18 protein-coding genes and 1 pseudogene are annotated in these 24,455 nt (G+C 40.0%); 7 read left to right on the top strand and 12 right to left on the bottom strand.

Translation table 11 applies throughout. The annotated features are described in order from the left end of the window. The 3 genes and pseudogenes from ACE1CC_RS00075 to ACE1CC_RS00085 all read right to left on the bottom strand — a co-directional run. Positions 1-1,602 (bottom strand): annotated as a pseudogene (locus ACE1CC_RS00075) (hypothetical protein); the annotation flags it as partial. Between the two features lie 230 nt (positions 1,603-1,832). Then, the gene (locus ACE1CC_RS00080) at positions 1,833-2,147 is read right to left on the bottom strand and encodes an NfeD family protein (RefSeq protein WP_413268435.1); all 315 of its coding nucleotides are present in this window, start codon (positions 2,145-2,147) and stop codon (positions 1,833-1,835) included. Positions 2,148-2,352: 205 nt separating this feature from the next. After that, positions 2,353-2,634 carry a hypothetical protein gene (locus ACE1CC_RS00085; protein WP_413268436.1) on the bottom strand — a complete coding sequence of 94 codons (282 nt, stop codon included), beginning with the start codon at positions 2,632-2,634 and terminating at the stop codon, positions 2,353-2,355. Positions 2,635-2,766: 132 nt separating this feature from the next. Between ACE1CC_RS00085 and ACE1CC_RS00090 the strand changes: the two genes are divergently transcribed. Continuing rightward, positions 2,767-2,895, top strand: a complete 129-nt coding sequence (locus ACE1CC_RS00090; protein WP_413268437.1) for a hypothetical protein — start codon at positions 2,767-2,769, stop codon at positions 2,893-2,895. 25 nt (positions 2,896-2,920) lie between these two features. Continuing rightward, on the top strand, positions 2,921-4,885 hold the full coding sequence (locus ACE1CC_RS00095) for an NB-ARC domain-containing protein (RefSeq protein ID WP_413268438.1): 1,965 nt from the start codon (positions 2,921-2,923) through the stop codon (positions 4,883-4,885). Positions 4,886-5,108: 223 nt separating this feature from the next. Here ACE1CC_RS00095 and ACE1CC_RS00100 read toward each other — a convergent pair whose 3' ends face one another. Beyond that, a complete protein-coding gene (locus tag ACE1CC_RS00100; RefSeq protein ID WP_413268439.1) occupies positions 5,109-5,336 on the bottom strand; it encodes a hypothetical protein in 228 nt (75 codons plus the stop codon). Positions 5,337-5,483: 147 nt separating this feature from the next. Between ACE1CC_RS00100 and ACE1CC_RS00105 the strand changes: the two genes are divergently transcribed. The 3 genes from ACE1CC_RS00105 to ACE1CC_RS00115 all read left to right on the top strand — a co-directional run bounded on the left by ACE1CC_RS00105 (position 5,484) and on the right by ACE1CC_RS00115 (position 9,010). Continuing rightward, positions 5,484-6,476, top strand: a complete 993-nt coding sequence (locus tag ACE1CC_RS00105) for a DUF1822 family protein (RefSeq protein ID WP_413268440.1) — start codon at positions 5,484-5,486, stop codon at positions 6,474-6,476. Positions 6,477-6,579: 103 nt separating this feature from the next. Further along, positions 6,580-8,139, top strand: a complete 1,560-nt coding sequence (locus ACE1CC_RS00110) for a CHAT domain-containing protein (RefSeq protein ID WP_413268441.1) — start codon at positions 6,580-6,582, stop codon at positions 8,137-8,139. A 352-nt stretch (positions 8,140-8,491) separates the two neighbouring features. Beyond that, a complete protein-coding gene (locus ACE1CC_RS00115) occupies positions 8,492-9,010 on the top strand; it encodes a DUF2690 domain-containing protein (RefSeq protein WP_413268442.1) in 519 nt (172 codons plus the stop codon). Between the two features lie 172 nt (positions 9,011-9,182). Here the strand turns inward: ACE1CC_RS00115 and ACE1CC_RS00120 are convergent, their stop codons facing one another. From ACE1CC_RS00120 to ACE1CC_RS00140, 5 genes are all read right to left on the bottom strand, one after another. Then, positions 9,183-10,157, bottom strand: coding sequence for a tyrosine-type recombinase/integrase (locus ACE1CC_RS00120; protein ID WP_413268443.1), 975 nt, complete (start codon positions 10,155-10,157; stop codon positions 9,183-9,185). Positions 10,158-10,190: 33 nt separating this feature from the next. Next, positions 10,191-13,079 carry a bifunctional DNA primase/polymerase gene (locus ACE1CC_RS00125; RefSeq protein WP_413268444.1) on the bottom strand — a complete coding sequence of 963 codons (2,889 nt, stop codon included), beginning with the start codon at positions 13,077-13,079 and terminating at the stop codon, positions 10,191-10,193. Positions 13,080-13,564: 485 nt separating this feature from the next. After that, positions 13,565-14,206, bottom strand: a complete 642-nt coding sequence (locus tag ACE1CC_RS00130) for a hypothetical protein (RefSeq protein ID WP_413268445.1) — start codon at positions 14,204-14,206, stop codon at positions 13,565-13,567. Between the two features lie 168 nt (positions 14,207-14,374). Beyond that, on the bottom strand, positions 14,375-14,857 hold the full coding sequence (locus tag ACE1CC_RS00135; protein WP_413268446.1) for a hypothetical protein: 483 nt from the start codon (positions 14,855-14,857) through the stop codon (positions 14,375-14,377). 195 nt (positions 14,858-15,052) lie between these two features. Then, positions 15,053-15,271: a hypothetical protein gene (locus tag ACE1CC_RS00140; RefSeq protein WP_413268447.1), complete on the bottom strand. Its 219-nt coding sequence runs from the start codon at positions 15,269-15,271 to the stop codon at positions 15,053-15,055. Positions 15,272-15,418: 147 nt separating this feature from the next. On the opposite strand from ACE1CC_RS00140, the gene ssb reads away from it, so the two are divergent. Both ssb and ACE1CC_RS00150 read left to right on the top strand, forming a co-directional pair. After that, on the top strand, positions 15,419-15,829 hold the full coding sequence (gene ssb / locus ACE1CC_RS00145) for a single-stranded DNA-binding protein (protein WP_413268448.1): 411 nt from the start codon (positions 15,419-15,421) through the stop codon (positions 15,827-15,829). Between the two features lie 28 nt (positions 15,830-15,857). Then, positions 15,858-16,169, top strand: coding sequence for a single-stranded DNA-binding protein (locus ACE1CC_RS00150; protein WP_193979129.1), 312 nt, complete (start codon positions 15,858-15,860; stop codon positions 16,167-16,169). A gap of 141 nt (positions 16,170-16,310) precedes the next feature. Here the strand turns inward: ACE1CC_RS00150 and ACE1CC_RS00155 are convergent, their stop codons facing one another. From ACE1CC_RS00155 to ACE1CC_RS00165, 3 genes are read right to left on the bottom strand one after another with little or no spacing between them, the layout of a single operon-like run. Further along, positions 16,311-16,940, bottom strand: a complete 630-nt coding sequence (locus ACE1CC_RS00155; protein WP_413268449.1) for a response regulator — start codon at positions 16,938-16,940, stop codon at positions 16,311-16,313. A gap of 24 nt (positions 16,941-16,964) precedes the next feature. After that, on the bottom strand, positions 16,965-17,987 hold the full coding sequence (locus tag ACE1CC_RS00160) for an ATP-binding response regulator (protein WP_413268450.1): 1,023 nt from the start codon (positions 17,985-17,987) through the stop codon (positions 16,965-16,967). Next, complete coding sequence (locus ACE1CC_RS00165; RefSeq protein WP_413268451.1) at positions 17,980-24,318, bottom strand: AAA family ATPase; 6,339 nt, start codon at positions 24,316-24,318, stop codon at positions 17,980-17,982. Before ACE1CC_RS00165 ends, ACE1CC_RS00160 begins: the two co-directional genes overlap by 8 nt. Positions 24,319-24,455 lie beyond the last annotated feature (137 nt).

A 24,455-nucleotide genomic window follows, 5' to 3' on the forward strand; every position in this document is an offset into this window, starting at 1 on the left:
GCCTGTACCGCCATAAAAGATGTCGTTTCCTTTTTGTCCCCAAAATGTGTCGTTTCCACCTTGACCGTAGAAGATATCCTCGTAGTCTCCTCCAGTCATTTGGTCATCGAATTTTGAGCCGCTGATGATTTCGATATTTCCCAAAATGTCTTGATATCCAAAGCCATTCTCATCGGTAATTTCTTGATATCCAAAACCATCTTCTACTTTGTATACGTCAGAGTCAGCAAATTTATCGGCTTTAATCTTGATTCCGCCGGAACTGCTAGAATAATCAGCAATGTCTTTATCTCCTGGGCCACCATTTAAAATATCGTAGCCTTTACCACCAATTAGGGAATCATTTCCATCATTTCCCCACAAAACATCATTACCCTCTTCTCCTTTGATTTCATTAGGCCCGTTGTTGTCTTCTATCCAATCTCCATACTTCGTACCGTTTGTATTAGAGGTTTTGCCGTTAGGGAAGTAATATCCTGTTGGGTTTATCTTGGCAAAAGAGTCACTGAAATATTCTTTTATTTTTGGTTTCCAAATGTCATTGCCTATGTAGCCATCGGGATTCACATCGCCATTTTCTTGAGTATTTGTATGGAATTTAAAACGATTATTTATGGCAATTGGGATTGCCTGAATAATGTGAGATATCTTAGAGAAAGCACTTGATATCTCGCTGGAATTCAACTGCAATTCAACGACAGGATCTTTGCCATAGTTACTTGCTTGAAAGCCGCCCCAATTATCTATTCCACCAACAACTTGGTATAAGGTTGGGGAGCCAAGTGCGATAATTCCAACACGTGAATTTGCCTGAATTCCATAAATCTCTGATAAAGCATCTTCAAGGAAAAAATTTCCTTGGGAGTGACCTAGTAAAATAGCAGAATTCTTTTCATTTTTAAGCCAGTCTGTTAATTGGGGCACTAAATTTGTGTTAATTGCACTGCTAGGCCAAGTATCTTTGAACCAGTACTGGTTGAGAGCTTCTTTACCATCAAAGTCATTAGGAAGAGCTTGAATTAAATCATCAATTTGATTGAAGGGTGTAAACTCAAATAGAAAATCCAAGACTTTTGCTTGAAAATTATCATCGGCTGCAAGAGTAGCAAAATCTCCACCACTAGAGATAAAACGACTAATTAAATCAAAACCATCTTGAAACTGTTCGACAATTTGAAAAATTCCATCAACGCCAGTGAATCGCTCAACAGCTTCTTCAATAGCTTCCTGGAAGAGAAACAGAGTTACAGATTTAATAGTTTCACTCCAATCATTTACAACCGAATCATTATAAATTGGATTAAACCAAACTGAAGTTGCATAGTTAGATGTATTTGCTTGAAATACACCTCCATAGTTGGAGCCATTTTCAGCATAAGCATTTTCTGTCAAATTGAAAGTGCCTTTAATGGCAGGGACGATTTTATTTTGAAAGTCACCGGAAGAAACAAAAATTCCATTGACGAATACAAAACTAGTTTTTCCAGATTGTCTTACCCGTTCATCGAAAACTTTGTAACCGTCAAAGTTAGTGCTGAAGTTAGGAGTAGCCATGATTATTTTTCCTCTTGTGATATATACAAAACTTTGTGAATATTGCAAAGTGAAACTATCGACACAGCGATCGCATTAGCAATCAGCACCGTAAAGTAGATATTGCACTTAGTAGATAGAGGTTAGGTTGGTGCGATCGCCTCAACCTTTTTGTTGTTTCCAGTTTCTTTCGGGTAAAGTCTCAGTAGTTTTACGTGAAAATTTTGTTTTGTTTGCAAAACTTTACAGGAATAGCGTAAAAGTAGAGCAAAATAGAAATTCCTACGAAACTTCCTGCCTTAAAATGTTGAAACAAATGGTTCTACGAGCAGAGTAATATTGTTAATTCCGACTACATGAACCATCTGGCCTGGAAGCAGGATAATTTTGCGCTCGCACTGAGCAAACCACCAAGAACCTCGAAAATAAACCCTTCCACGCTTGTAGGGGTATATAGCTACATCAACAATCGCTTCCTCTTCTGGATAGCTGAAACTTGAATTAAGTGGAAGCTTTCTTGAAGTATTGATGCTTGGTTTTTCAGCCTCAACAGATTGAAAGCTTTTGATGATGTTGATGAAAGTTTCTAACAGTATTTCTGTAATTTTTGTCATCGCATTGCTCCTTAAAAATCAAAAAACCGGAAAAGCGGATATTTGCTCCACTTCACCGGCTTTGTGAGACTCACACCCATCAATAGCCAAATATGCAACTGGTATTGATTTGTTGTTCGTACTATCTCAGCATTGTCAAAATTTTCAACCGTGCAGTACTATCAACAAATAAATATTTAGAATCTTGTCTTGCAGTCAATAAAATCTACTTTGATGTCCACCTTTTTACGTCTTCGTCACTAAATACGAAACGGTAGTGAATCGAGCCTTTGAGAGTTACTCCAATTTTATTATGCTTTATTCTTTCGCTATCAATTTCCAAGTGTCCAAAACCTGTCTCTTTCCAGGTTTCAAAAAGAATGTTTGCGAAGCGATCAAATAATTCATTAATGGGGTTAGAAGTACTGTCCGACGGCGATACAGTTAACTTCTCCTTAGAACTCTTGATAACTTCCAGTCTTGGCAAAGCTTGTTCCTTTTGCTGCATAACGCCTCAGAAGTTGATTGACTATCAGAAGAGTGCTAGCTCTGGTGTCTCACAAAGTAGCCTCACTTTGTATAAGTTAAGTATATTCATATATATCTTGTACCTGTCAAGCTCAAAAATCAAAATTTACAGATGTTTACACGGATAGGCTCTTCTGAAGAGGTTTTCGCTGCCGAAAGCTTAGAGATGATACTCTGTGGTAATCAGCTAGAAGACCAAGCTATAGGAACATTAGCTCACATAGTAGAATCAAAAGTGTGATGTATTAGCTGTCAATTCTAAGTAAATGTTGACTTCCCAAGTTCCCCAAGACTTTTTAAAAGCTGTAGCAACTGAACGTGGTATATCAGATGGCGAGCTAAATGCTCTGTCTTTGGCTCTCGATGGTAAATCGACAACAGAGATCGCCACCCAACTGGGTATTACTGGGATCGCCGTCCGAAAAAGACTGGGCGAAGTTTACAGAAAATTTCAGATTGCGGGGAGTGGACCTGGAAAATTGGCAGAACTCAGGCATCAACTTCTTTCCCAGTATCAAGGACACCCAGTTCTAAATAATTTTTACTCCTCTAACACTGTTGCCAATTCAGAGGTAATGATCGACCCGTCCTTTGCAGACACCATCCGCCATCAAGACTGGGGTGAGACACCTGATGTATCTGTGTTCTACGGGCGCACCGAAGAGCTAACTATGCTCAAACAATGGATTGTACAGGAGCGTTGCCGCTTGATAGCACTGCTGGGCATGGGGGGAATTGGTAAAACTGCTTTATCTGTGAAGCTTGCGAAACAGCTTGAAGATGAATTTGAATATGTAATCTGGCGATCATTACAACTTACCTCACCAATCCAAGAAGTCTTGACCCAGCTGATCCAGTTTGTTTCCCAACAGCAGGCAATCAAATTATTACCAGATATTGATAAGCAAATCTCCATACTAATCGAGTATTTACGCCAGCACCGTTGTCTGTTAATACTTGATGACGTAGGAGTTGTTCTGCAAAATAGACAACTAAGTGAACACTATCAGAATGAATATAAATATTATAAAAAATTAGTCAGACAAATCGGAGAATCACATCATAATAGCTGTTTAATACTGAACAGTCGAGAAAAACTTAGTAAAATTGCTTCATTAGTAGAAGAAGAAAAACCTGTGCGAGTCTTACAACTTAGCGGTCTGGAATTAGAGGATGCCCAAAAAATTTTTTGGTCAGCTAAAACTTTTGCTGCTACAAAGAAAGAATTAGCACAACTAATTAAATTATATGAAGCAAATCCCTTAGCTTTAAAGACAGTAGCAAAAATTATTCCCGATTTTTTGAATAATAATTTAGCAGATTTTTTGCAACAAAACTTTTTAGATATTAGAAATATCATCAATGATTTCTTAGAAGAAAAATTTAAATTGACCGAATTAGAAAATAAATTAATGAATGCGTTAGCAGTTAACTTACAACCCTTATCTGTTGAAGAGCTGCAAGCAAAACTCAATTTTTCAGAAGACTTTCCTCAGTCGGTGGTCACTTTAGAAGTCATAAATATTCTAGACTCACTTAACCAACGAGGGTTGATAGAAAAACAAATGATATTGGGAGGCAATAAATTTATTCTACATTCTGAAGTTAGAAAATATATTAATAATATATTAATAGCTAAGTATCTTAATAAACTAGGATTTAAAAAATATATTGATGGAGAATTTAAAAGCGCCAAGTTTTATTTGAAGTGGGCAATTAGCTTTAATCCAAATTTAGCCGCAGCACATTATAATCTAGCTGCAACTTATGAAGAGCTAAAAGATTTACCGAATGCCCGCATTCATTATCAAGTAGCTGCCAAGTACAACAACCGGGCCGCAGATGCGGCCATTAATAACTTAGCCCGGTTGGAAATTTTTAGAGGCCACAGTACCGTAGCCATTGACATGATTTTACTAAAGTTGGATCAGGTTAAGGATGCTGAGATAAGCTCATCGCTGCACAAAAACCTCGGTTGGGCATATTGGCTACAACAGCGCTATTCCGAAGCGGAGCAACATTTGCGAAAAGCGATAGAATTAGACAGCGATCGCGCACCCGCTTATTGCTTATTAGCAAAGGTGCAGGAAAGCCTTGGGGATGAGCAAGGTGCCTTGATGTCATGGGAAAACTGCCTCAACAAGCAACCAGAAAAGACTATTTGGAAATCTCCGGAATTAGATACTTGGAGGATTGAAGCACGCCAGCGCCTAAATAGTGAAAGCAACTAAGATTTTCTACTAAAATACAGGAGCCAGAAAATCTAGCTCTGCCTCCCCATCTCATATACTAAAACAGTAGACCTCTTGCAGAATTCTTATTTTCGATTCACAGAACATTGGCTCTTATTAGGTTCTGGCGAACATATCACTAAATTAGCCAACCTCTGATATAGAAAGGGTTTCATAGTAATTCCGCAAGAGGTCTAGTATACTCTAAACCAGCTAAAAGCTCTTACTTGGCAGGAACAATTGGGTCGTCATCATCACCTTGATTCTTAGTGTCTTTAGCTTGGCTAGTCTTTGTATTATTCACCTGAGCTATTTGCACAATTTGTTCCCTGCGTGCTGTCAATATTGATGCTGAAGTAAGAGCCACATTATAGTGACCTGTTCCGAAACAAAGGTTTTCTAGCAGCATCACTACGATCGCTTCAGATAAAACTTGTCGTCCAGGTTGCATTGGTTTAACTCCGATTTCAATCAACACCCCCATGAAATCCTGATGACAACTGAGTTAAAATCGGAGAAAATTATTTTTATTAATTTGATATTGAGTTGGTATTAACTTACATTTAATATAATATTTGTACCTATTTCAGATATCTCTATGAGTCGCTCAGCCAGAGTGCATAAAGACTATATACAAAAAGTTAAATTTTGTTTACGACGCAATGGCTACATACGCCAGATAGATTTAGCTGAAAATTTGAACTTATCCCAATCGACTATTAGCAATTTTCTAAATGGCAAGCCGATTGATTATCTAAATTTTTTAGAAATTTGTGCAGCTTTGTCACTAGAATGGAAAGAAATAGTAGATTTAGAGACTCAGGACGAAAACTCATACTCACCCATCAATTTGCAGTCCGAACCGGAGCAAACGTCTCAAGCCAGAAGTAAGTTATTTATTGAATTGAAAGGTAGTATTGAGGAGGTTGACAAACCATTAGTTGATGCTCTTATTGCTCTTTTACAAGAACGATCGGAAGATATGTCTTTAACCTTGCAGAGAATTAAGACAGGTAGTGTCGTGCTAATTTTAGAAGGTTCCCAAAAAGGTTGCGAGCGAATTGAGGCTATGTTTAGAGAAGGTCAGCTGGCAGAATTATTGGGTATTGATGTTTTATCGGCGCGGGTTGAGCCTATACCAGATCTATCACCCAACGAGATACTGGAACAGCTAAGGCAAGAGCTTGAGAATCTTTTTAAGGTAAACTGGCAACCAGCAGAATTGATACTAGCTCGTAGTGGTATACGTTCTAATGAAATTAACGCTAATGCTGTAGAAAACAGCGTGAGAAGAGCTAAGGAAATTAACTTAGGAGGAGAGCAAGCAGCTGTACTAGCCGTCCAGATGATACCTGAATCTGAGTATGAAATAGGTATATGCGTATCAGTTTATCCCTCTAGCAATGCCATTCATCTCCCCCGTGGTTTACAAATTATAGTGTTAGATGAATTTGGAACCCCCATCTCAGATTTGCAGGAACAGGCCGGAAGTGCCGCCGATTCTATCAAAATCGAGTTTGAAGTCGAACCAGGAGAGCGCTTTGGTGTCAGAGTGGCTTTAGGAAATGTTAGTATTACGGAAGATTTTTGAAATTAGGTAGATAGATTTATCTAGTAGATCTATTTAGAAAGAGGAATGATAGTATAACTAAACACTGTACGCTTTAAATATTAGCTCTCATAAATAACCAGCAATGGCTAAACTTGTTGTCCTTAATCTACTAAAAGGAGACTTTGAGCAAGGGTTCCCTGCCATCCTGGAGATTGGAGAAGAAGGATCTAGAGCTGCGCTCGCAATTAGAGGCTATTTGCCAGGGACACCTAAAATATCTGAATTATTCTGTAAGTGGCAAGAAGCCTTTCATAGCAAGGTCAATCAGGGGTCTAGCGGTCAATCTGGAATTCGGTCTCGCATTACAGTTAGAAAAGTAACCAAATCTTCGTGCCATGATGCAGCAAAGGAATTAGCCGCATACCTCAACGACTGGCTCAAGTCTGGAGGAGAGTGGCAAAAAATTCGAGATGGCTTGCAGCAGCACTTGAGCAAAGACGATGAGATTCGAGTCATTATTCAAACCGAAGATTTCCGTTTGCGGCAACTCCCCTGGCAAGCCTGGGAAATATTCACCGAGTGTTATAACCAAGCAGAAATTGCTTTGAGTGCGCCAGAGTATGAATCCCCTACTGGAAAGCTAAACAGTAGGAGGCAATCAAGAGTTAGAATCCTAGCCGTTCTCGGTAATAACGACAATATTAATATCGAGTTTGACCGACAAGTACTGGAGCGCTTACGCGAACAAGGCGCAAAAATTGAGTTTCTTAACCAGCCGAAACGAGAGGAGTTACTTGACCGACTTTGGGATGAACGAGGTTGGCATATCTTCTTCTTTGCCGGACATAGTTCTAGTCAACTAAATGGTGAAATTGGTTGGTTTAATATCAATCAAGACGAAGCCTTAGAGATCAAGGAGTTAAAAAATGCCCTAAAAACTGCTATTAAAGGTGGGTTACAACTAGCGATTTTTAATTCTTGTGATGGCTTGGGATTAGCGAACCAGCTAGCCAAGTTGCATTTACCTCAAAGTATTGTCATGCGGGAACCAGTGCCGGATCGCATGGCGCAAGAATTTCTGCAAAATTTTCTTACCGCCTTTGCTAATGATAGATCTTTGTATGCCTCAGTACGGGAAGCGCGGAGCAAGCTGGAAAACTGGGAAAAGGAATATGCAGGGGCTAGTTGGTTGCCTATAATTTGCCAAAACCCAGCAGTATTACCTCCTTGTTGGCAAGATTGGTGCAGCAGACCTCTTAGTCATCTATATAAAATATTTTTTTTATTACTTGTAGCTTCAATATTGTCACTAGCAATAACTGTAGTTAAAACTACAGTGCTAGACAAACCTTTATGTAGTGGCTCTTCATGTATTGGACGCGATCCAAAAGACAATAAATGTGATAGAGATGCAATAACAGTAACATCCAGAGATCGAGAAATTTCCCCTTCAGTAGTTAAGGTTGAACTGAGATATTCAAAGCGATGCAATTCTACTTGGCTCAGGACTACGGGAGCGCTTGTTCCGAGGGTTGATTATTTAGAGGATAGTCAAGGGAAAAAATATCCGAATACTCCAGTTCCACATACTCATCCTGTATATTACAGCAATATGGGACCAGGCAAAATTGAAATCAAAGCCTGTACCCAACTCCAAAGTGGCGAACCAAAATGTACGGGCTTGGTAAATCCGTCCCTTTGATTCCCTCTATTCCACAAATTGATTATATAAAACGCAAGTGATGCCAAACAACTGGCATTATTAAACAAGCCATCTTTACAATAACTTTACACAAGCTTCACCGAGAACTTTAGCTAATGCTCTAGCTAAAACCTATGAACAGTCAGTTGTTTGATTATTTATAGACTGCAATTTATTGTGTCTTAAATTATCCAAAGTGTTTTTTTGGTAAAGGTTAAGTGAAATTACTGATTTTTTTTATTAATTATGATACTCTCTCTAAAAATGTTGAACATAGTTCAATAAAAATAAACTATGTATTGAGTGCAACTCTATAAAAATTTATTGCTACAAGAGTTTGACGTTTTAGGTTATGGTTATCCTCAAAATATTCATATTGGGAATACAATTAAAGTTTTATGATTCTGCCAAATGTAAGGAAAATTTATGTAAAAAGGCAAAGTTAGGCTTCACTTTGACTGAAATACTGCTAGTAATTTCTATTATTGGAATTCTTACTGCTATTGCTATACCTACTTATTTGAAAATAATACAGAATTTCTCTGTATTATGTCGGGAAGAGTCATGTATTAATCGCGATCCTAAAGAGCAAAAATGTGACAAAGATGCTAGAACAATAGATGTAGATATATTACTTGATGGGAGTATTATTGAACTTAGATATTCAGGTAGATGTAATGCTGCTTGGGCTAGAACTACAGCTCCTAATGGTTCCACAATCTATGTAGAGGATTATCAAGGTAACAGATACGGTCAATATACAATTCCAACTGATGAATTTAGAGAGCATTACGGTGATATGGGTCCAGGCAGTAACCTGAAAGCTTGCGTTCAATTTTCAAATGGTGAAGTGATGTGCACAACTAATTGATATCAAGTCCGGTAGTAAAGCACAGTGGCATGGCGGCGGGTGTTGCCTCTTTAATGGTCGGTCATATTGACGTAAAAGCTATGCTAAAAAGAGATTATTACTTTTTTACTTCTTCTTTTTTGTTTAAGTTCCGTCAGTGACTTCCCAGCAGTTTCATCTAACAGTTCCTCGCTCAAACTTCATCGGTAGTCACTTCTACCAATTCTGCATCGATATTTTCACCCTCAAGTCCTTGATGTGCAGCAGGCAGTATCCCCACAGTTGTTCTTCCCTCAACCTCCTTAGTAGAAATCGCCCCCAAATACAAAGCCGAACTATCTTGAGGACGGGCGTGCAAATAAAGCCCCGTCGTGGCAATCGAACGATGCCCCAACGTCGCCTGCACCAAATGAATCGGCGCACCTCTTTCCAACGAATGGGACGCATGAGAGTGGCGCAACCAGTGCGGTGAAACATTCTCCTCAATCCCCACCCGATGAGCTGCCTGCCGCACAATCTGCATCACCTGCGCTCGCTGCAAATGTCCAGACGACTTGCGACTCTTAAACACCGGGTCTTTTGACCCAGCATAGCCCTTTAACTCCATCAACTCCTGCCAAATATCCGGTGGCAGTAGCACCACCCGTGTCTTATTCCCCTTCCCACAAACCGTAACCTGACCGCACTCTCCACGCGCCCTTAAATCCTTCCACTTCAAGGCGCACAACTCACTCACTCGCAGTCCTGCCGTATAAAGCAATCCCAACATCGTTCGATTGCGAGGATTTGGCTCCGCCGCAATCATTGCCCTTACATCCTGTTCGCTCAAAATCCGCTCGCTCAATGCCTGCTTCGGTCTGGGCGATTTTACTAATGCTGCCGCATTCAACGGCAGTACCCCCAGTGCATGACCGAAATTGAGTAGCGACTTCACCACCGAAAGATTTCGTGCTGCCGTTGAAGCCGCCTTTGTCTGTCGGCCAATCAACTTATTAAACGCCTGCACGTCAGCCAGTGTCACCTCAACTAAAGGTTTGCGGACAAAGGCGAGAAACTTCTCGGCGGTAGCGCGATAGTACTGCTGCGTTTGGGGAGAAAGCCCGTCTAGCCACTGTTCGATTAGTTGGTTGTCTGCACTGACACTCATCGGTGCTTGCGGAAGTGCCATATTCCCCCTCAAATTCCGTTACGGGTTTTTTAATCAACCGCTTGAATTAAGGCATTTTATTGCATTTTCATCATACAATACAGCCCTGGCGTATGTTTGTGATAAGTCTTTGTTTTCGTCAAACCATTGAGTAGAACGAGTCTTACCTCCAGCTTGTTCAATTAACGTTTTGATTACCTTTTTGCTATAGGGCAAGTCAAAATTTTCTTTGAGTAAATCAAATACTCCTATTTCAATGGCAATGGAACGGCAGTGACCCAATTCGTCGTTGCAGCGTCGGAGGTTCCAACCGCCGAGTAAATTTTCCGCTTGGGCGGTCATCATCACGCCTAAAAAGTGGGTCAGGGCATCTTGGGAGGATTCCTCGTCGTTGGCATTTTGGCACAAAACGTCGATGAGATAACGTTTGTGTTCCTCCGGGTTGAGTCCAGCTAAGGTAGCTAATTTCATGGTGTAAACACCAATCAGTGCCAATGAGGGGGCTACACGGTCATGGGCTAGAGGTAGGTGTTGAATTAGTTCGGCGGTTAATTCGTTAACTTCTTGCTGGGGATAGCCCAACTTGATGATGCTGGTAAAAGCACCACTAGCTTGTTTTTGTGCTTTTTTTAGCTGATTCCAAGCTCGGGGGTCGGCATTTTTGGCTATTGGTATCCACAGGCGGATGAGACGGCTGAGAGTAGCGGGTAGCTTTTCACCACAGGCTTTATTGGCATTGATGATTAACGCGCAATGTGGTTGTTGGACGTTCCAGCGTCGCTTGCGAGCAGTAGCGTTGTACCAGTTGCGTATCCATTGTTCTAGTTCGTCATAAATTTTGTCGGGTGGGTCATCTAAGCAAATGGGTAGGGAACCGCAGAGTTTGCCCTGTTCCCAAAGTGCTGAAGGACTAATGTCGCCGACTATCGCCCCAGAAATCCATTCATGGCCAAATAAGCTTAAGCCGCATTCAACTGCGATCGTTTTTCCGCCTCCCGGTGGGCCGTAGGTGTTAAGAATCGGGAAACGTCCTTCAGCTTTAATAATAGTTTGGAAATGAGCAGCAGCAGCACAGTAGCCGAGTACAAAGAAAGCAGGGAGGAAGTTGGAGCCAAAAAACTGACGCATGGCGCTTACCAATTGCGGTAGGGCTTCAGGATTCGGGGGTGCAATCTTGGGTGACTTAATTTCATCAGCACCTTTCTCGCTAGCTCCCAAGTTTGGATTCCAGCAAATCCCAGTCTCATCTTCTGTGGTGGGGCTGCCATCTGATTTAAATTGGCCGTCTTTGAAGACCCAAATCCCGTTGTCTTGCTTCCCTACACGCTCGGCTAGTTGATAGGTTTTGCCTTCCCGGTAACGATAAGCTAATCGTCGTTCCCGTAGTAAAGCTTTGAGTTGGTCGGTACGAAGGTTACAGGATACATCAACGCCCAACCCCTTTTCGATCGCTATCTCAAAGTCAACGGCTCGTTTGCAATCTGAACTGGAGATGACCACACGCTTCTGCCAGCCGTCTGTGCTTCTTTTAACCTGAAGTACATAACCTCCCGGTTCGCCTGCTAATTCGCGTTCGATGGTAAAGTCAAAGTCACATAAGGGAACGAATTTGCGAAGTTTTTCTTTGATTTGATTACCTTTGGTATCAACTTCTGGTATTGTTTCCCCGGTGACGGCATTGACTTGCATCTTAATGACGGTTTCAGTTTTCCACAAGCCAATTTCACCGTTATGAGATTCAGGAGCAAACCATTCGTTAGGTTGTTCGAGGTTGTTGCTACTTTCTTGGTGTTGTTGGTTCCAGGAAGTGAGTTTTTTAATATGTGATGGACACAAAGCTTCGTAGGTGGCAGGAGCTAGGCGGCGAATTTTCTTCCAACAGCTAACATCTCCACCTTTGCGTTCTGCGGCTGGCGTGCAACTAGCTTTGTCAACTGTTTTGACGATTCGATTGATGCGGTCTGCATCAAGACCGAGCAATACCCCAGCTTGATGAGCTAAGGATTCGGCATTACCGCTATAGTTGATTCCGTATTTATGGCAGTAGTTTTCCCAACCGTACCAGTCAGCTAAGGCTGTAGCTAAAGATGCAGAGCGATCTCGACAAGGGTCTTCGCCTCTCAAGACAGTGCGACTGAAATCACTACAGAACATATCCAAACCGATGCTGCTATGAATTGGTTCGCGGATTTGGTTTAGTTGTTCTGACAGTTCTGGTGGTTTTTTGGGACTGCTAGAGGGATAGATACCAATAGCTAAGAGCGATTCTACCTCGACTGGGAGGGCGCGATTGATTGAGCGGTATGGGTTGCCGGATGGTCCGATTGTGGGAGCAAGTACGGTGAAGCGTCCCGCACCTAATGCTTCTCCTATATGCTTTCCTGCGGGTGCGAGGGCGAAGTTGGTAAAGTCTGGTGTTTTGAGAACTCGCACTCCAATTCGCCACCCATTACTTTGGGTGCGTTCTAGCCAAGTTTGTCTTAGTTGAGGATGATTTTCTAAGATAGCTGCTAGGGCGGCTTCGTAGGCTAAGTCAGAGTCAAAGTGTTTGGTATCGAAGTCAAGCCAGATTGTATTGTTCCAACCTCCTAGCGTTCCTATGCCATTGTTGGGATTGGCAAACCACACTTTTAATTCTTGCTCGTTTGGCAGGCGTTTTTGATATTGCCTGTGATTGATGAGATGAGGTTTGCCTTTCGAGTCTAAGTAACTAGGATTTTTACCAGTGTAAAGCGGTATTGGTTGGAGGTTGTCGTCGAGCGGGCAGTAATCCCCAGTTTTGTGGTTTAAGTTTTTAGTTTTAACAACTTTGTGGTACTCTCTTGGGTCTTGGGCAGGCGCAACTGGCAAAGCTGGATAATTATGGTTGCCTAGCCACTCGATTACCTCAAGGATATGGGGGTTTGGGCTAATGGCTCGATTCGAGTTGAGGTTGCTATCCATTAGTCAATTACCTCCGTGGCTAGCTCGTTGCTGACCATTTGCTCAGGTTGTAGCAATGTCTGAACGGGATGCAATCGGGCTAATGCCGAGTTATAGACTCGAATCAGCAAAGATAGGGTATCAGTTTTTGAGTGGTAAAAGGATGTGTTTCCCTGCATAGTAGCTCTTTCTCTTGATGTTGACCAAGAGCCTGAGAAGGAGCCTGCCGAGAAAACTATTTCTTTGATTACACGAATTAGTTACTAAAAAACGGGGATATTTGTACCAATCGTGCTATTCTAGAAATGGATGTGTTTTCCTGGGCCAGGCTCTAAGCATTTGATACTTTTCCCTGGCTCCTAGCATTTGATTAAAATTAGAATACCTCAGCTAGGTTCATATTGTCATTAGACTATTTAATCAACCAAGAGATTTTGTTTGATTTTTCTAGTCTAAGAAAAACTAAGTAGGGCTTGCTGAAAAAGAGCGAAAAGCTGGGATTGGCTTCAACTTTCTGGCTTTTTCCTTTGTTTATTACCTTTCTTAGATTGCCGCTTTTTGGTTGTCTCGATTTTGGATTTAAATACCTGTGCAATAAATTTAGCTTCTTTTAATATCAGTCTGTCGGCTTGGCGATAAACCTGTAACTCCCAAAATTGACCATAAGCTTCTTTAGGCATAGTACCGACAAGAGTTAACAAGAAGGGTTGGTCGTCTTTTGTCTGCTCTGGGGCATCAGATGATTTAACATTGCGGTAAACTCGAACGACAAACTTATCTGCTTTGCTGTCTATATAAGTTACTATGCCACGGACTGTAAATTGATCGACGTTGTTATGAACAATTTCTAAGTCTTTGCCCATCGGTGGTTGGCGAATTGCTCTTAGGGCGAAGTGAAGATGTGGGGGTTGTAGTTTGGTACGAGGATAAACAATCCAGATATGGAACCCCTGCAATAGTTCTTCGTGTTTTTCGAGCAAGGAGGTAGCTGCGCCTAATAGATTAGCAGGAGCCATAAAGCCATCTTCAGTGACAAAAATACCTTGGCTGAAAGAATCCTTGCCAGGTAAATACTGTCCTCGCACTAAACCAACAGCTTGGTAGTACAGCTTTTGATCTACTTGGACTGGGGTTGTATAGTCAGTCATTAATTCCCCACCTTTGGGTTACCAGTGTTACTAAAGACAATGTGAGCAGTTAACGAAAGCCTTAAACCTCACCTTCTATTTAACGGCATAGAGACAGAAATTTGCTAAAAAATTAATTTTTTATGGAAGAGGATTGATAGTCTGCTCATTTACCAAAAAGGAAATCCTTTAAGGGTATTCAATCAAAAGAGGTTCTTCCGGGATAAATCGAGATGAATAATGAGATTTTTTATGTAAGCCTTTAAGAGAGGCAATTTCAATAGGTTTTTCTAAAGATTCTAATTCTTGCACTTCCCAAAATACAGCCCAGGTAGGCTTATCAGTTAAAGTAGAAGGCGGACGAAACTTTTTATTACCTGGGTATCGACCATTACGAGAAGGGACATGACCAACATAAAGACCATGCCACGATACTTGAGTGTGTAGAGGTTGGTCGGCTGTAGAATCGCTGGCATAAATAAATACTTCTACTGATTGTAATTGCCGTAATTCATCGATTTGACGAAACACTTCAAAAGCCATACTACCAAAAGCAAGTTTAACTATTTCATTATTTGGCTCGTTGCTAAGTTGAGCCAGGGTTTCTTGTCCCGAAATCAGGTGGATTTCTGGAACTGGTGCCAGAATTGCAAAACTATTGGTTGTAGTCATAAATTCATATTATTTGTCATATTTTAACTAGAAAATATATTATACATTGAATCTGGCAAAATAAATCAAGGTAAAAGTTTTAATTAATCTACTAATACCACTTGAAACTAATTATTTATGCCTTTTTACAAAGAGCGGTTTTAGGAGGCAATTTTTGGGGCTTGGTAATAACACTATCTTGAACTTAGCAGTCAGCTAACTTTGAGAACTAGATTCCTGTTGCTGCGTAGCTAAACGTTGTGTCCTTCTTTGATAAAAAGCAGCCAGTGGACTATTATGAAACTCAGCATCTAAGCGAGCATCAAGTTCATCCAAACCAGCAATTAAAGTATCCCAACGCTGGCAGATTTCTTGTAACTTAGCAATGTGATGCGATCTGGTTTGGGCATCAGGAATTTTGGGTTGATTACTCATGGCAGTTTAAAATGTCTCCTAATTTTCTCTAGTTTTGGCTTCTGTAACAACAAACCATAATAGACTATTTTATAACAAATATTGCCCAAATACTGCTTGTAAGCACCGCCTGACGGCGAAAGAATAATGATGTTTACAAAGTAAGTTATGACTACAACTATTGATACCAACAAATTGCCTGAAGAAGCAACAGAAATACCAGCACCAAATCTCACGCTTAATTCTGTTAACTTAGTGGGAAGAGCAGGTGCTCAACCGGAAGTGAAATACTTTGAATCAGGTAGTACCAAAACAACAATTTCAATGGCAGTACGCCGACCTAGTAAAAACAGTAATCCCGATTGGTTCACCATAGAATTGTGGAACAAAGCAGCAGAAATTGCCGCTAATTATCTGCGTAAAGGTGATTTATTTGGCATTAGTGGCTATCTGAAAATAGAAACTTGGATAGACGAACACAATGATTGCTCTCGCTCCAAACCAGTGATTAAAGCCGATAAAATCTACTTACTTGGTAGCAAGCACGCAGATAACGCTTTAGACAATGATGCCTTTTAATACTTGATTACCGGGAGTTTGTTTAACCATGAATAACTGCACTTTAGCATTGACAATCAGCGAATTACCAGAAGTTCGTTATACGGCTAATGGTGATAAAACTGGACAAAGTGTTGGCGAATTTTACAGTCCCCACCATCATGAAAAATCTCAACCTTCACCGCCATCAGAGATTAAAATAATTACCTGGGGTGAGAGTTTGACAGAGCAATTGTATAATCTAGAAATTGGCAGACAATACATTATCAGCGGACGACTTTCAACTAATACTGTTGAACGTGCCGAAGGATTTAAAGAAAAAAGGGTAGAGTTAATAGCTGAACGAATTTTCGGCGTTTAGTCGCTACCCAATTAATGTAGAAGTTGCCTCACGGCAGTAGTGCGGGAACAATTTACGCACTACTGTTGTAAAATCCAAAACCGCAACTTCTTTACTCAACACCAACTAAGGTATCTCAACGACAAATATCGTACTATTAAACTACAAACTGGCAATACCCCGTTTCAAAGCGGCGATCGCGGCCTGAGTGCGATCGCTTACACTCAATTTGCCTAAAATATTGTTAATATGAAACTTAACTGTACTTTCGCTAATGTGCAAAACAGCACTAATTTCCTGGTTGCTTTTCCCAGCAACAATTAAGTGAATAACTTCCAATTCGCGAGCGCTTAATCGAGGATTACCCATGCGTTCTGCTAACTTTACTCCTATAGTCGGTGGAATGTACTTTCCCCCAGCAGAAACAGTACGAATTGCAGCAAACAGCTGATTAGGCTCGGCATCTTTGAGTAAATAACCTTTAGCACCAGCCCGCAATCCTCGATAGATATCTTCATCACCATCATAAGTTGTCAGCACCACAATTTGAGCGTTAGCAAACTCCGCACAAATAGCAGAAATCGCTGCTACGCCATCCATTTTGGGCATTCGTAAATCCATTAATGTTACATCAGGTTGATATTGAGAAAACATTTGTACTGCTTCCTGTCCGTCACCTGCTTGTGCTACAACTGATAAATCTGGTTCCTGTTCCAACAATGCTACTAAACCTTGGCGCAAAATCGTATGATCGTCTGCAATTAAAACGCGAATCGGATTGGATTTATTCATAATAATTGGCACCCTGATTTTAAATTAATTGAGTTTAACAGAAACCATAATTTCTGTTCCTTGTCCAACTTTGCTGGTGATAGTTAATTCTGCGTTAATGCGATCGGCTCTTTCCCTCATCCCCAAAAACCCGAAACCATTACTAAAATAAATAGTATCCAGATCGAATCCTTGTCCATTATCTTTCACCTTGAAAATAAACTGTGCTACTTCATAAATTAACTCGATTCGGATTGTACTTGCTTTGGCATATTTAAAAGCATTTGTTAGTGCTTCCTGTCCAATTCGCATTAGATTATTTTCTACTTCTAATGGGAGAGAATATGCTGTACCGATTACTGCAACCTCGGTACCTGTTTCCGTATTTGACGACATTTGTGTAATAATTTGCAACAGTGCAGTATATAAGTTCCCACTTTCTAACAGTTGTGGGCGTAAAGCTTCTACCGATCGCCGCGCTTCAGCTAGTCCAATTCTCGCTAATTCCTGTGCTGTTTGAATATGCGAAAGCACTTGTTTTGTATCTATCATTATGGCTCGTTCTGATGCTTTTAAATGCACAATAATTCCTGTAAAAGATTGCGCTAAAGTATCGTGAATCTCTCGCGCCATTCGATTGCGTTCTTGCAAGATATTTTGGTCAATGAGTTGTTGGGAAAGCCTCTTCAGACGCAATTGATTTTCGACTCGAATTAAAACTTCTTGTTCTTGAAAGGGTTTAGTAATGTAGTCTACACCTCCTAGCGAAAATGCTTTTACTTTATCCAATACATCTTGCAAAGCACTGATAAAAATTACGGGGATATCATGAGTTTGTTGAGAAGTTTTTAATTGTTCACAAACTGTATAACCATCCATTTGTGGCATCCTAATATCTAGTAAGATTAAATCAGGCAAATTAGACTGGATAAAGTTGAGAGCTAATTTACCACTAGGAGCCAGATGAATTTTGTATTTAGCCCGGGATAATATTCCACTTAAAAGCTTCAAATTATCAGGACTGTCGTCAACAATTAAAATAGTCTCTTGGTTGTTTTCATTATTCATCTTTCTGTTCCAAACGAGCTATTAAATCTAATAGTTGTTCATACTGGAAGTTTTCCACACTCGCCTCAATTTTGCTGGCTAATTGTCGATCAATCTTCCGAATTTTACCAATAACAGTTTGGATTCGTTCTAAGTCGAGATTAGTAATTGCTTGCTGAAGATTAAGCAAGAAATCGGAGGGTAATCCAGCTAAGTTAGATTTTGTCAATATCTTTTCATGGTTAACAGATGTACTAACTAATTCAAAAATGAACTGTACGCCGATATGCTTTTGCAAAAGTTCAAAAATATGTTCCTCTCTAAATGGTTTGCAGATAAAATCATCACAACCGCTAGAAAAGATTGGGGCTTTCTCTTCTTCAAAACTACTTGCAGTGACAGCAATTATTGCTGTAGCTTGACCATTAATGGTATTTTTAATTTGTTTAGCTGCTTCGTATCCATCCATTACTGGCATCCGCATATCCATAAAAATTAAGTGTGGCGAATATTCCTGCCACATTTTGATTGCTTCTCCCCCATTTGCAGCTTCTAAAACTTCAAAACTGAAAGGAGAAAGTAGTTGAACTAACAGCTGGCGATTATCAGCAGCATCGTCTACAATTAAAATGCGATAGCGAGGCTGATTGGGTGCTAGTGCGATCGCTCTACGACTAGCCTGTTCCTGTTGATAATCAGCAGTTTCTACTGCTTTAGCTTTAATATCAAATTTAAACAAACTACCGCGCCCTACTTGGGATGTAACAGTGATTTCACCACCCATTAACCGGACAAAAGCGCGGGCTATTGTTAATCCTAAACCCGTTCCTTGTTGAGATTTTTCACCTGTTTTTGTTTGCACGAAAGCGGCAAATAATTTCTCTAATTCATCTTCAGCAATTCCTTCACCAGTATCTTCTATTTCAAAATAAATTCTTTGAGTTAGTTCTTCGGTTTTAATCCTTATCCAAACTTTACCTATAGAGGTAAATTTAATTGCATTAGAAATTAAATTAATTAAAACTTGGCGTAATTTAGTTGCATCAGTTCTAAGGTACTGGGGAACATTTTGACTACATTCTATTAACAATTGTAATCCTTTATTCTCAGCCTGATATTGAAACATATTTTCGAGTTCGTTGAGCAGGCGGTGAAAATCAAAATTTGTCTTGTTTAATGTTGCATATCCGGCTTCAATTTTAGATAAATCTAATACTTGATTAATCAAGACAAGTAAATGTTCTCCATTACGGGAAATGATATCTAAGTATTCTTGATATTGTGGAGAGAGGGATAAAGGACGATTCATTAATTGGGAAAAGCCGATGATTGCATTCAGAGGTGTTCGCAGTTCATGGCTCATATTTGCTAAGAAAATACTTTTAGCTTTGTTCGCTGTTTCAGCTGCTTCTTCGGCTCGTTTTCGCTCGATAATTTCTCTTTGTAATTCGCAGGTGCGATCGCTTACTTGTTGCTCTAAAGTGCGGTTATAATCAGCTAAAAGTTTTTCTGCTTGTTTCCGTTCGGTGATATCTTGAAATGCAGCGATTACATAATTAATTTTACCTGTTTCGTCAACAACTGGCGTACTGGAAACTTCTAAAGAAAGAATCTTATCAGTTCGGTGAAAGTCCATATCCTCAATTTTAACAGTCTCTCCCGCTAAAGAGCGAACAAATGGTAGCTTTGCAGTCGGGTATAATTGATTAGTTCCTGCTAGATACAGTTGACAAGTTTCTGCTAATCCTTGAGTATTTACTTCGGGAATAATGTTGATTCCACTGAGTTGGTGTGCAGTTTGATTGGCGTAAATGATTTGTCCGGTGGTATCATGTACAGTAACCCCAATTGGCATGGCATTAATAAATTGAGTTAATCGGTTTTCCCGCTCTTTAACTTCAGAGTAAAGTGTAGCATTGGTAATGGCGATCGCAGCTTGTCCAGACAATAATTGCAAAATTTCTAAACGTTCGGGAGTAAATGCTTGTGTTGTCACCCGATTTTCTAAATAAACAATTGCACTTAGTTTTCCTTGATTCAAAAAAGCTGCACATAAAATAGATTTTGGTTGTGTGTTTTTAATATAAGGATCGTTGGTAAATTGTCCTTCACAGGTAGCATCATTTATTACCACCTTTTCTTTAGTTCTGGTAACATAACAGATAATCGATTCTGCTAGTTTTTGGCAACCTTCAACGGGAATAGATTGTAATACAGCTACCTCTTCATTACCTAAAATTCCTTCAGCTTCAATCAGTAATTTCCCTTGTTTTTCTAAGATTAAATAACCAACTTGAGCGCCGACATTTTCCATTAAAATCTTCATTAATTTAGACAGCAGCTTGTCGAGAACTATTTCGCCCGAAATTGCTTCGGAAGCCTTCATTACAGTATCAATATCTAAAGAAGAACTCGAACGATTACCAGTAGTTGATGTAGTGGTTGAAATTTCTTTATTTATCTGCTGATTAATGGCAAACAGTTGGGGATATTGTGTTTCCAAATGTTTGACTTTAGCCGCCGCACCCCAAAGTTGATAGTAATAACGAGCTTCCTGCATATAAGCCTTAGCTGTTAGTTCTTTATTTCTGGATAAATAGAACTTTGCTGCTAGTTCGTAAGCGAGGGCCGCTTCATTGATATACTCGTTTTCTTTAGCCAGGGAAATAGCGCGATCGTAATAATTCATTGCTTGCCTATCTTTGCCAATAACCCGACAAAGTTCAGCTTCCACAAGCAGATATTTATGCAAATTATTAATCGGGGCATGATGGGCCCATTTCTGCATCTTTTTCTGGTTGGAAATCACCTTCTGGATCGGGCGTTTTCGCTCTGATTTTTCAACCTCGGTAGCCATTGCCAGACGTGCTAGGGAATTATAAAAATAGAAATGGGCAACTAAGAGAAGGGCTGCGATACCATCTAGGTATTGTTCCGCGAGTTCAGCATTTGCGATCGCCCGTTTTACATCGCCAAACAAGAAGCAAAGCATCAATTTAATGAAATACAGATAGCAAATTGCAGTACGATCGTTTCTGCTTTTAAGCTCAGGTAACATCACCTTTTCGTCGTAAGCATTGCCGACCAAATCATAGAGATTTTCGGTTTTGTCGAGCAAATTCAGGACAGCTTGATGGAATAACTCTTGCAACTCAATAGTTCTTTCTTGTCCTATTTGACGCATAACCTGAGCATAGTCAGCCATTTCTGACTCTAGTTGCACTAATTCCGAACCGCTAAAAAAAGCATGGTAGCAGTATTGATGAGCAGAATAGGCAGCGTATTCCAAATCTCCTGTTTCCAGTCCAACTACGTAACTTTCCAATAAGGGTTTTAAAGTTTCTTTTACAGGCTCTATCCAGTGTTTAATTACGCCATTTACTATCATGTATGTCTTTGCTTGAATTTCTTTGGCATTAAGTGAAGCGAGTAAGTTCAAGGCGAGTTGACCGAATTGATAGCCAGCCTCAATATCTCCGACAGAGGCACAGAGAATTATGGCATAACCACTGTAACAAGCATAAGCCGATTCAGGTGCATTCCCCCACTTGATTGATAAGTTGACCTGTTCAAATACAATCAATGAGAACAGCAAAAATGAGGTGGAATAGCTAGCAGAAATAATGGCATTCAAAATCCGCATCCGTGCTTTAGGGTGAGGGGCGGTCATTATCGGCAAATCAACCAAACTGGCGATCGATCTTCGCCCTATTATTAGCTTTGTCCGCAGCAGTCTCCACCAAACATCGGACTTGCTTGGTTGTTTGGGCAACCTTACCCCCAGCAAATTCAAAACTTCTAAGGCAATATCAATCGATTCAGTAAATTTATTCTGGGCGTTACAAGCTTGAATTTTGATTTCATACACTTTCACTTTGTCTAACACTGTTTTAGCTTTTGACAGAACCACCTCGATAAATTTTTCCATCAAAGTCAACTTATTGTTAAGATAGGCGGCTTCGGCAGCTTTTTCGTACAGTGAAAGGATGAGATGATACTGTTGCTGCCAGCTATCGGTTGCTAACAGTTCTATCCCAGTTTGTAAATAATTCAGTGCTGGCTGATACGCCGCTGATATTTTCGCTTTCTTGCCTGCAATCAAGTTTAATTGCGCCAGTTCATCTCTTTCTGATTGCTTGGTAATTAACGAGGTGGCGAAATTCAGTTGATTAACAATGTCAAAAATTTTTTCTTCTCGCTTGTCGGAAGGAGTATTTTGCAGCAGCATTTGCCCAATTTGTCTATGCACAAATGGCTTATCCTGTTCGGCTATTAGGGAATAAGCTGCTTGTTGAATTTTGTCATGTATAAACTTGTATTCTAGGGATTGGGTACTGGGTGATTTTTCCGCAAGTGCTAATTCCACATCCCCCATATTACCGAGTGGCACGACTAGATTTTCTACAATAGCTGCGTGTAAGTTTTCTACCGTTTCTTGCAGGGATTTTTGACAAATTGAGGCTAGCGATCGCAGTTCAAATCGATTGCCCGTACAGGCGGCTATTTTTAGCGTTTCTTGGGTATTCTCTGGCAGATTTTGAATTTTGAGTACCATCAAGTCAACTACATTATCAGTAAAGTCTTTTTCTTGTAGTTGCTCTATATTCCACTCCCATTTCCAAGAATTTAAGTTAAAGTTAAACAGCCTTTCTTTATAAAGCGAGTTAAGAAACTCATTCATAAAGAAAGGATTACCCCCAGTTTTGGCAAACACTAATTTAGCCAAAGAATTAACTTCATTTTCACCGCAATTGAGGGTATCTGAAATCAATTGAGTGACGATGGATAAATCCAAAGGTGACAAAAAAATGCGATTGACACTGGCTCCTGTTTTAATAATTTCCTCAATTGTCAAGCTCAATGGATGAGCAGGAGAAACTTCGTTATCTCGATACGCGCCGATTAAAAATAAACCAGGTGTCGTACCACTCATCAGCAATTCCATAAGCTTTAGAGATGCTCCATCAGCCCACTGTAAATCGTCTAGAAATACGGTGAGAGGATGTTCTGAGTTAATAAAGACTTTAATAAAACTCTGAAAGACTAATTTAAAGCGATTTTGGCTCTCACTTATCCCTACTTCTGGTAAGACTGGTTGCTTGCCTATAATTAATTCTACTTCAGGAATTACATCAATTATGACTTGCCCATTTACACCTAAAGCTGTTAATAATTTTTCCTGCCATTCTTTTAGTTTTACTGTGTTTTCAGCTAATAACTGTTTGACTAAATCTCGAAAAGCATTGACAACGTCACTGTAGGGGATATTGCGTTGATATTGGTCAAATTTGCCAGAAATAAAACAGCCGCGCTTTTGAGTAATTGGTTTATAGATTTCTTGAACGAGGGCTGATTTTCCAATGCCTGAATAACCTGCAATTAAAAATAGTTGACTTTGGGATGAAACTTGCTCGAAAGCATTTAAAAGAGTTTCAATTTCTCGCTCTCTGCCATAAAGTTTTTGTGGTATTTGAAATTTATCGGAAATATCTTGACTGGCTAGGGGAAATTTCGATATATTTTGAGTGTTATTTAATTGATTTAAGCATTTTTCTAGGTCGGCTTTAATTCCGAATGCACTTTGGTAACGTTCCTCGGCATTCTTTGCCATCAATTTCATTACAATCTCCGACAGGATTTGGGGAATTTCTGAGTTAATTTCTGATGGCGATAATGGCTGTTTAGCAATGTGACAATGAACTAATTCTAGTGCATCAGTGCTGTCGAAAGGTAGTTGGTAAGCGAGCAGTTCGTAAAAGGTGATACCCAGGGAGTAAAAATCGGTACGGTAGTCTAAACTGCGATTCATTCTGCCAGTTTGTTCTGGCGACATATAGGGGAGAGTTCCTTCTAAAATGTTGGGATTTTTCAGGGTGGGGTTTTCTCGTGTAAATTTTGTAGAAATGCCAAAGTCGATCAGTTTTAGTTGTCCGGTAGCTGGATTAAAAACGATATTTGAGGGGTTAATATCTTTGTGGATGATGTTGGCGGCGTGGAGAAATGCTAGACTTTCGGTGGTGGCGATCGCTATTCGTAAAAATTCTTCTAAACTAAACTTTTTCTGTTTCATCCAAATTTTTAATGATTCCCCCCCAAAATCTTCAACAAACATGACGAGGGTGTTTTGGTAAGGCTTTAAGTCATAAGCTTTGATGCAACCAGAAAAATTCAAGGATTGAGTAATTTGATATTCGGTGCGGTAGCGTGCTAGTTCTTGTGGTGTGGGATAATTTTCTTTGAGGATTTTCAGGATAACTGGTTCGTTATCTGACTGTCGGATGGCGCGGAAAACTAAAGAATTAGCACTTTCGTAGATGCGAGTTTTGACTTCAACACCTGGAATACTGAGCATATTGCGGCTGTTCTCCTGAAAAAGCAGATGCGGCTAAATCTGTCTCCAGGTAGATACTTGTCTTAATATGAAAGTGTATTTTTTGTTTACGAGATATTAATGACAAGTATTTACCTATTCGCACGAACTTAGCATAA

It is taken from the genome of Floridaenema aerugineum BLCC-F46 (genome assembly GCF_041929345.1).
GTDB lineage: Bacteria > Cyanobacteriota > Cyanobacteriia > Cyanobacteriales > Aerosakkonemataceae > Floridanema > Floridanema aerugineum.

Bases quoted from the DNA above. Each gene is read 5' to 3' on its own strand.
- ACE1CC_RS00165 (WP_413268451.1), bottom strand. From the start codon at position 24,318: ATGCTCAGTATTCCAGGTGTTGAAGTCAAAACTCGCATCTACGAAAGT.
- ACE1CC_RS00140 (WP_413268447.1), bottom strand. From the start codon at position 15,271: ATGAGTAATCAACCCAAAATTCCTGATGCCCAAACCAGATCGCATCAC.
- ACE1CC_RS00125 (WP_413268444.1), bottom strand. From the start codon at position 13,079: ATGGATAGCAACCTCAACTCGAATCGAGCCATTAGCCCAAACCCCCAT.
- ACE1CC_RS00120 (WP_413268443.1), bottom strand. From the start codon at position 10,157: ATGGCACTTCCGCAAGCACCGATGAGTGTCAGTGCAGACAACCAACTA.
- ACE1CC_RS00115 (WP_413268442.1), top strand. From the start codon at position 8,492: ATGGTTATCCTCAAAATATTCATATTGGGAATACAATTAAAGTTTTAT.
- ssb (WP_413268448.1), top strand. From the start codon at position 15,419: ATGACTACAACTATTGATACCAACAAATTGCCTGAAGAAGCAACAGAA.
- ACE1CC_RS00080 (WP_413268435.1), bottom strand. From the start codon at position 2,147: ATGACAAAAATTACAGAAATACTGTTAGAAACTTTCATCAACATCATC.
- ACE1CC_RS00090 (WP_413268437.1), top strand. From the start codon at position 2,767: ATGTTTACACGGATAGGCTCTTCTGAAGAGGTTTTCGCTGCCGAAAGC.
- ACE1CC_RS00135 (WP_413268446.1), bottom strand. From the start codon at position 14,857: ATGACTACAACCAATAGTTTTGCAATTCTGGCACCAGTTCCAGAAATC.
- ACE1CC_RS00130 (WP_413268445.1), bottom strand. From the start codon at position 14,206: ATGACTGACTATACAACCCCAGTCCAAGTAGATCAAAAGCTGTACTAC.
- ACE1CC_RS00095 (WP_413268438.1), top strand. From the start codon at position 2,921: ATGTTGACTTCCCAAGTTCCCCAAGACTTTTTAAAAGCTGTAGCAACT.
- ACE1CC_RS00150 (WP_193979129.1), top strand. From the start codon at position 15,858: ATGAATAACTGCACTTTAGCATTGACAATCAGCGAATTACCAGAAGTT.
- ACE1CC_RS00110 (WP_413268441.1), top strand. From the start codon at position 6,580: ATGGCTAAACTTGTTGTCCTTAATCTACTAAAAGGAGACTTTGAGCAA.
- ACE1CC_RS00100 (WP_413268439.1), bottom strand. From the start codon at position 5,336: ATGCAACCTGGACGACAAGTTTTATCTGAAGCGATCGTAGTGATGCTG.
- ACE1CC_RS00105 (WP_413268440.1), top strand. From the start codon at position 5,484: ATGAGTCGCTCAGCCAGAGTGCATAAAGACTATATACAAAAAGTTAAA.
- ACE1CC_RS00155 (WP_413268449.1), bottom strand. From the start codon at position 16,940: ATGAATAAATCCAATCCGATTCGCGTTTTAATTGCAGACGATCATACG.
- ACE1CC_RS00085 (WP_413268436.1), bottom strand. From the start codon at position 2,634: ATGCAGCAAAAGGAACAAGCTTTGCCAAGACTGGAAGTTATCAAGAGT.
- ACE1CC_RS00160 (WP_413268450.1), bottom strand. From the start codon at position 17,987: ATGAATAATGAAAACAACCAAGAGACTATTTTAATTGTTGACGACAGT.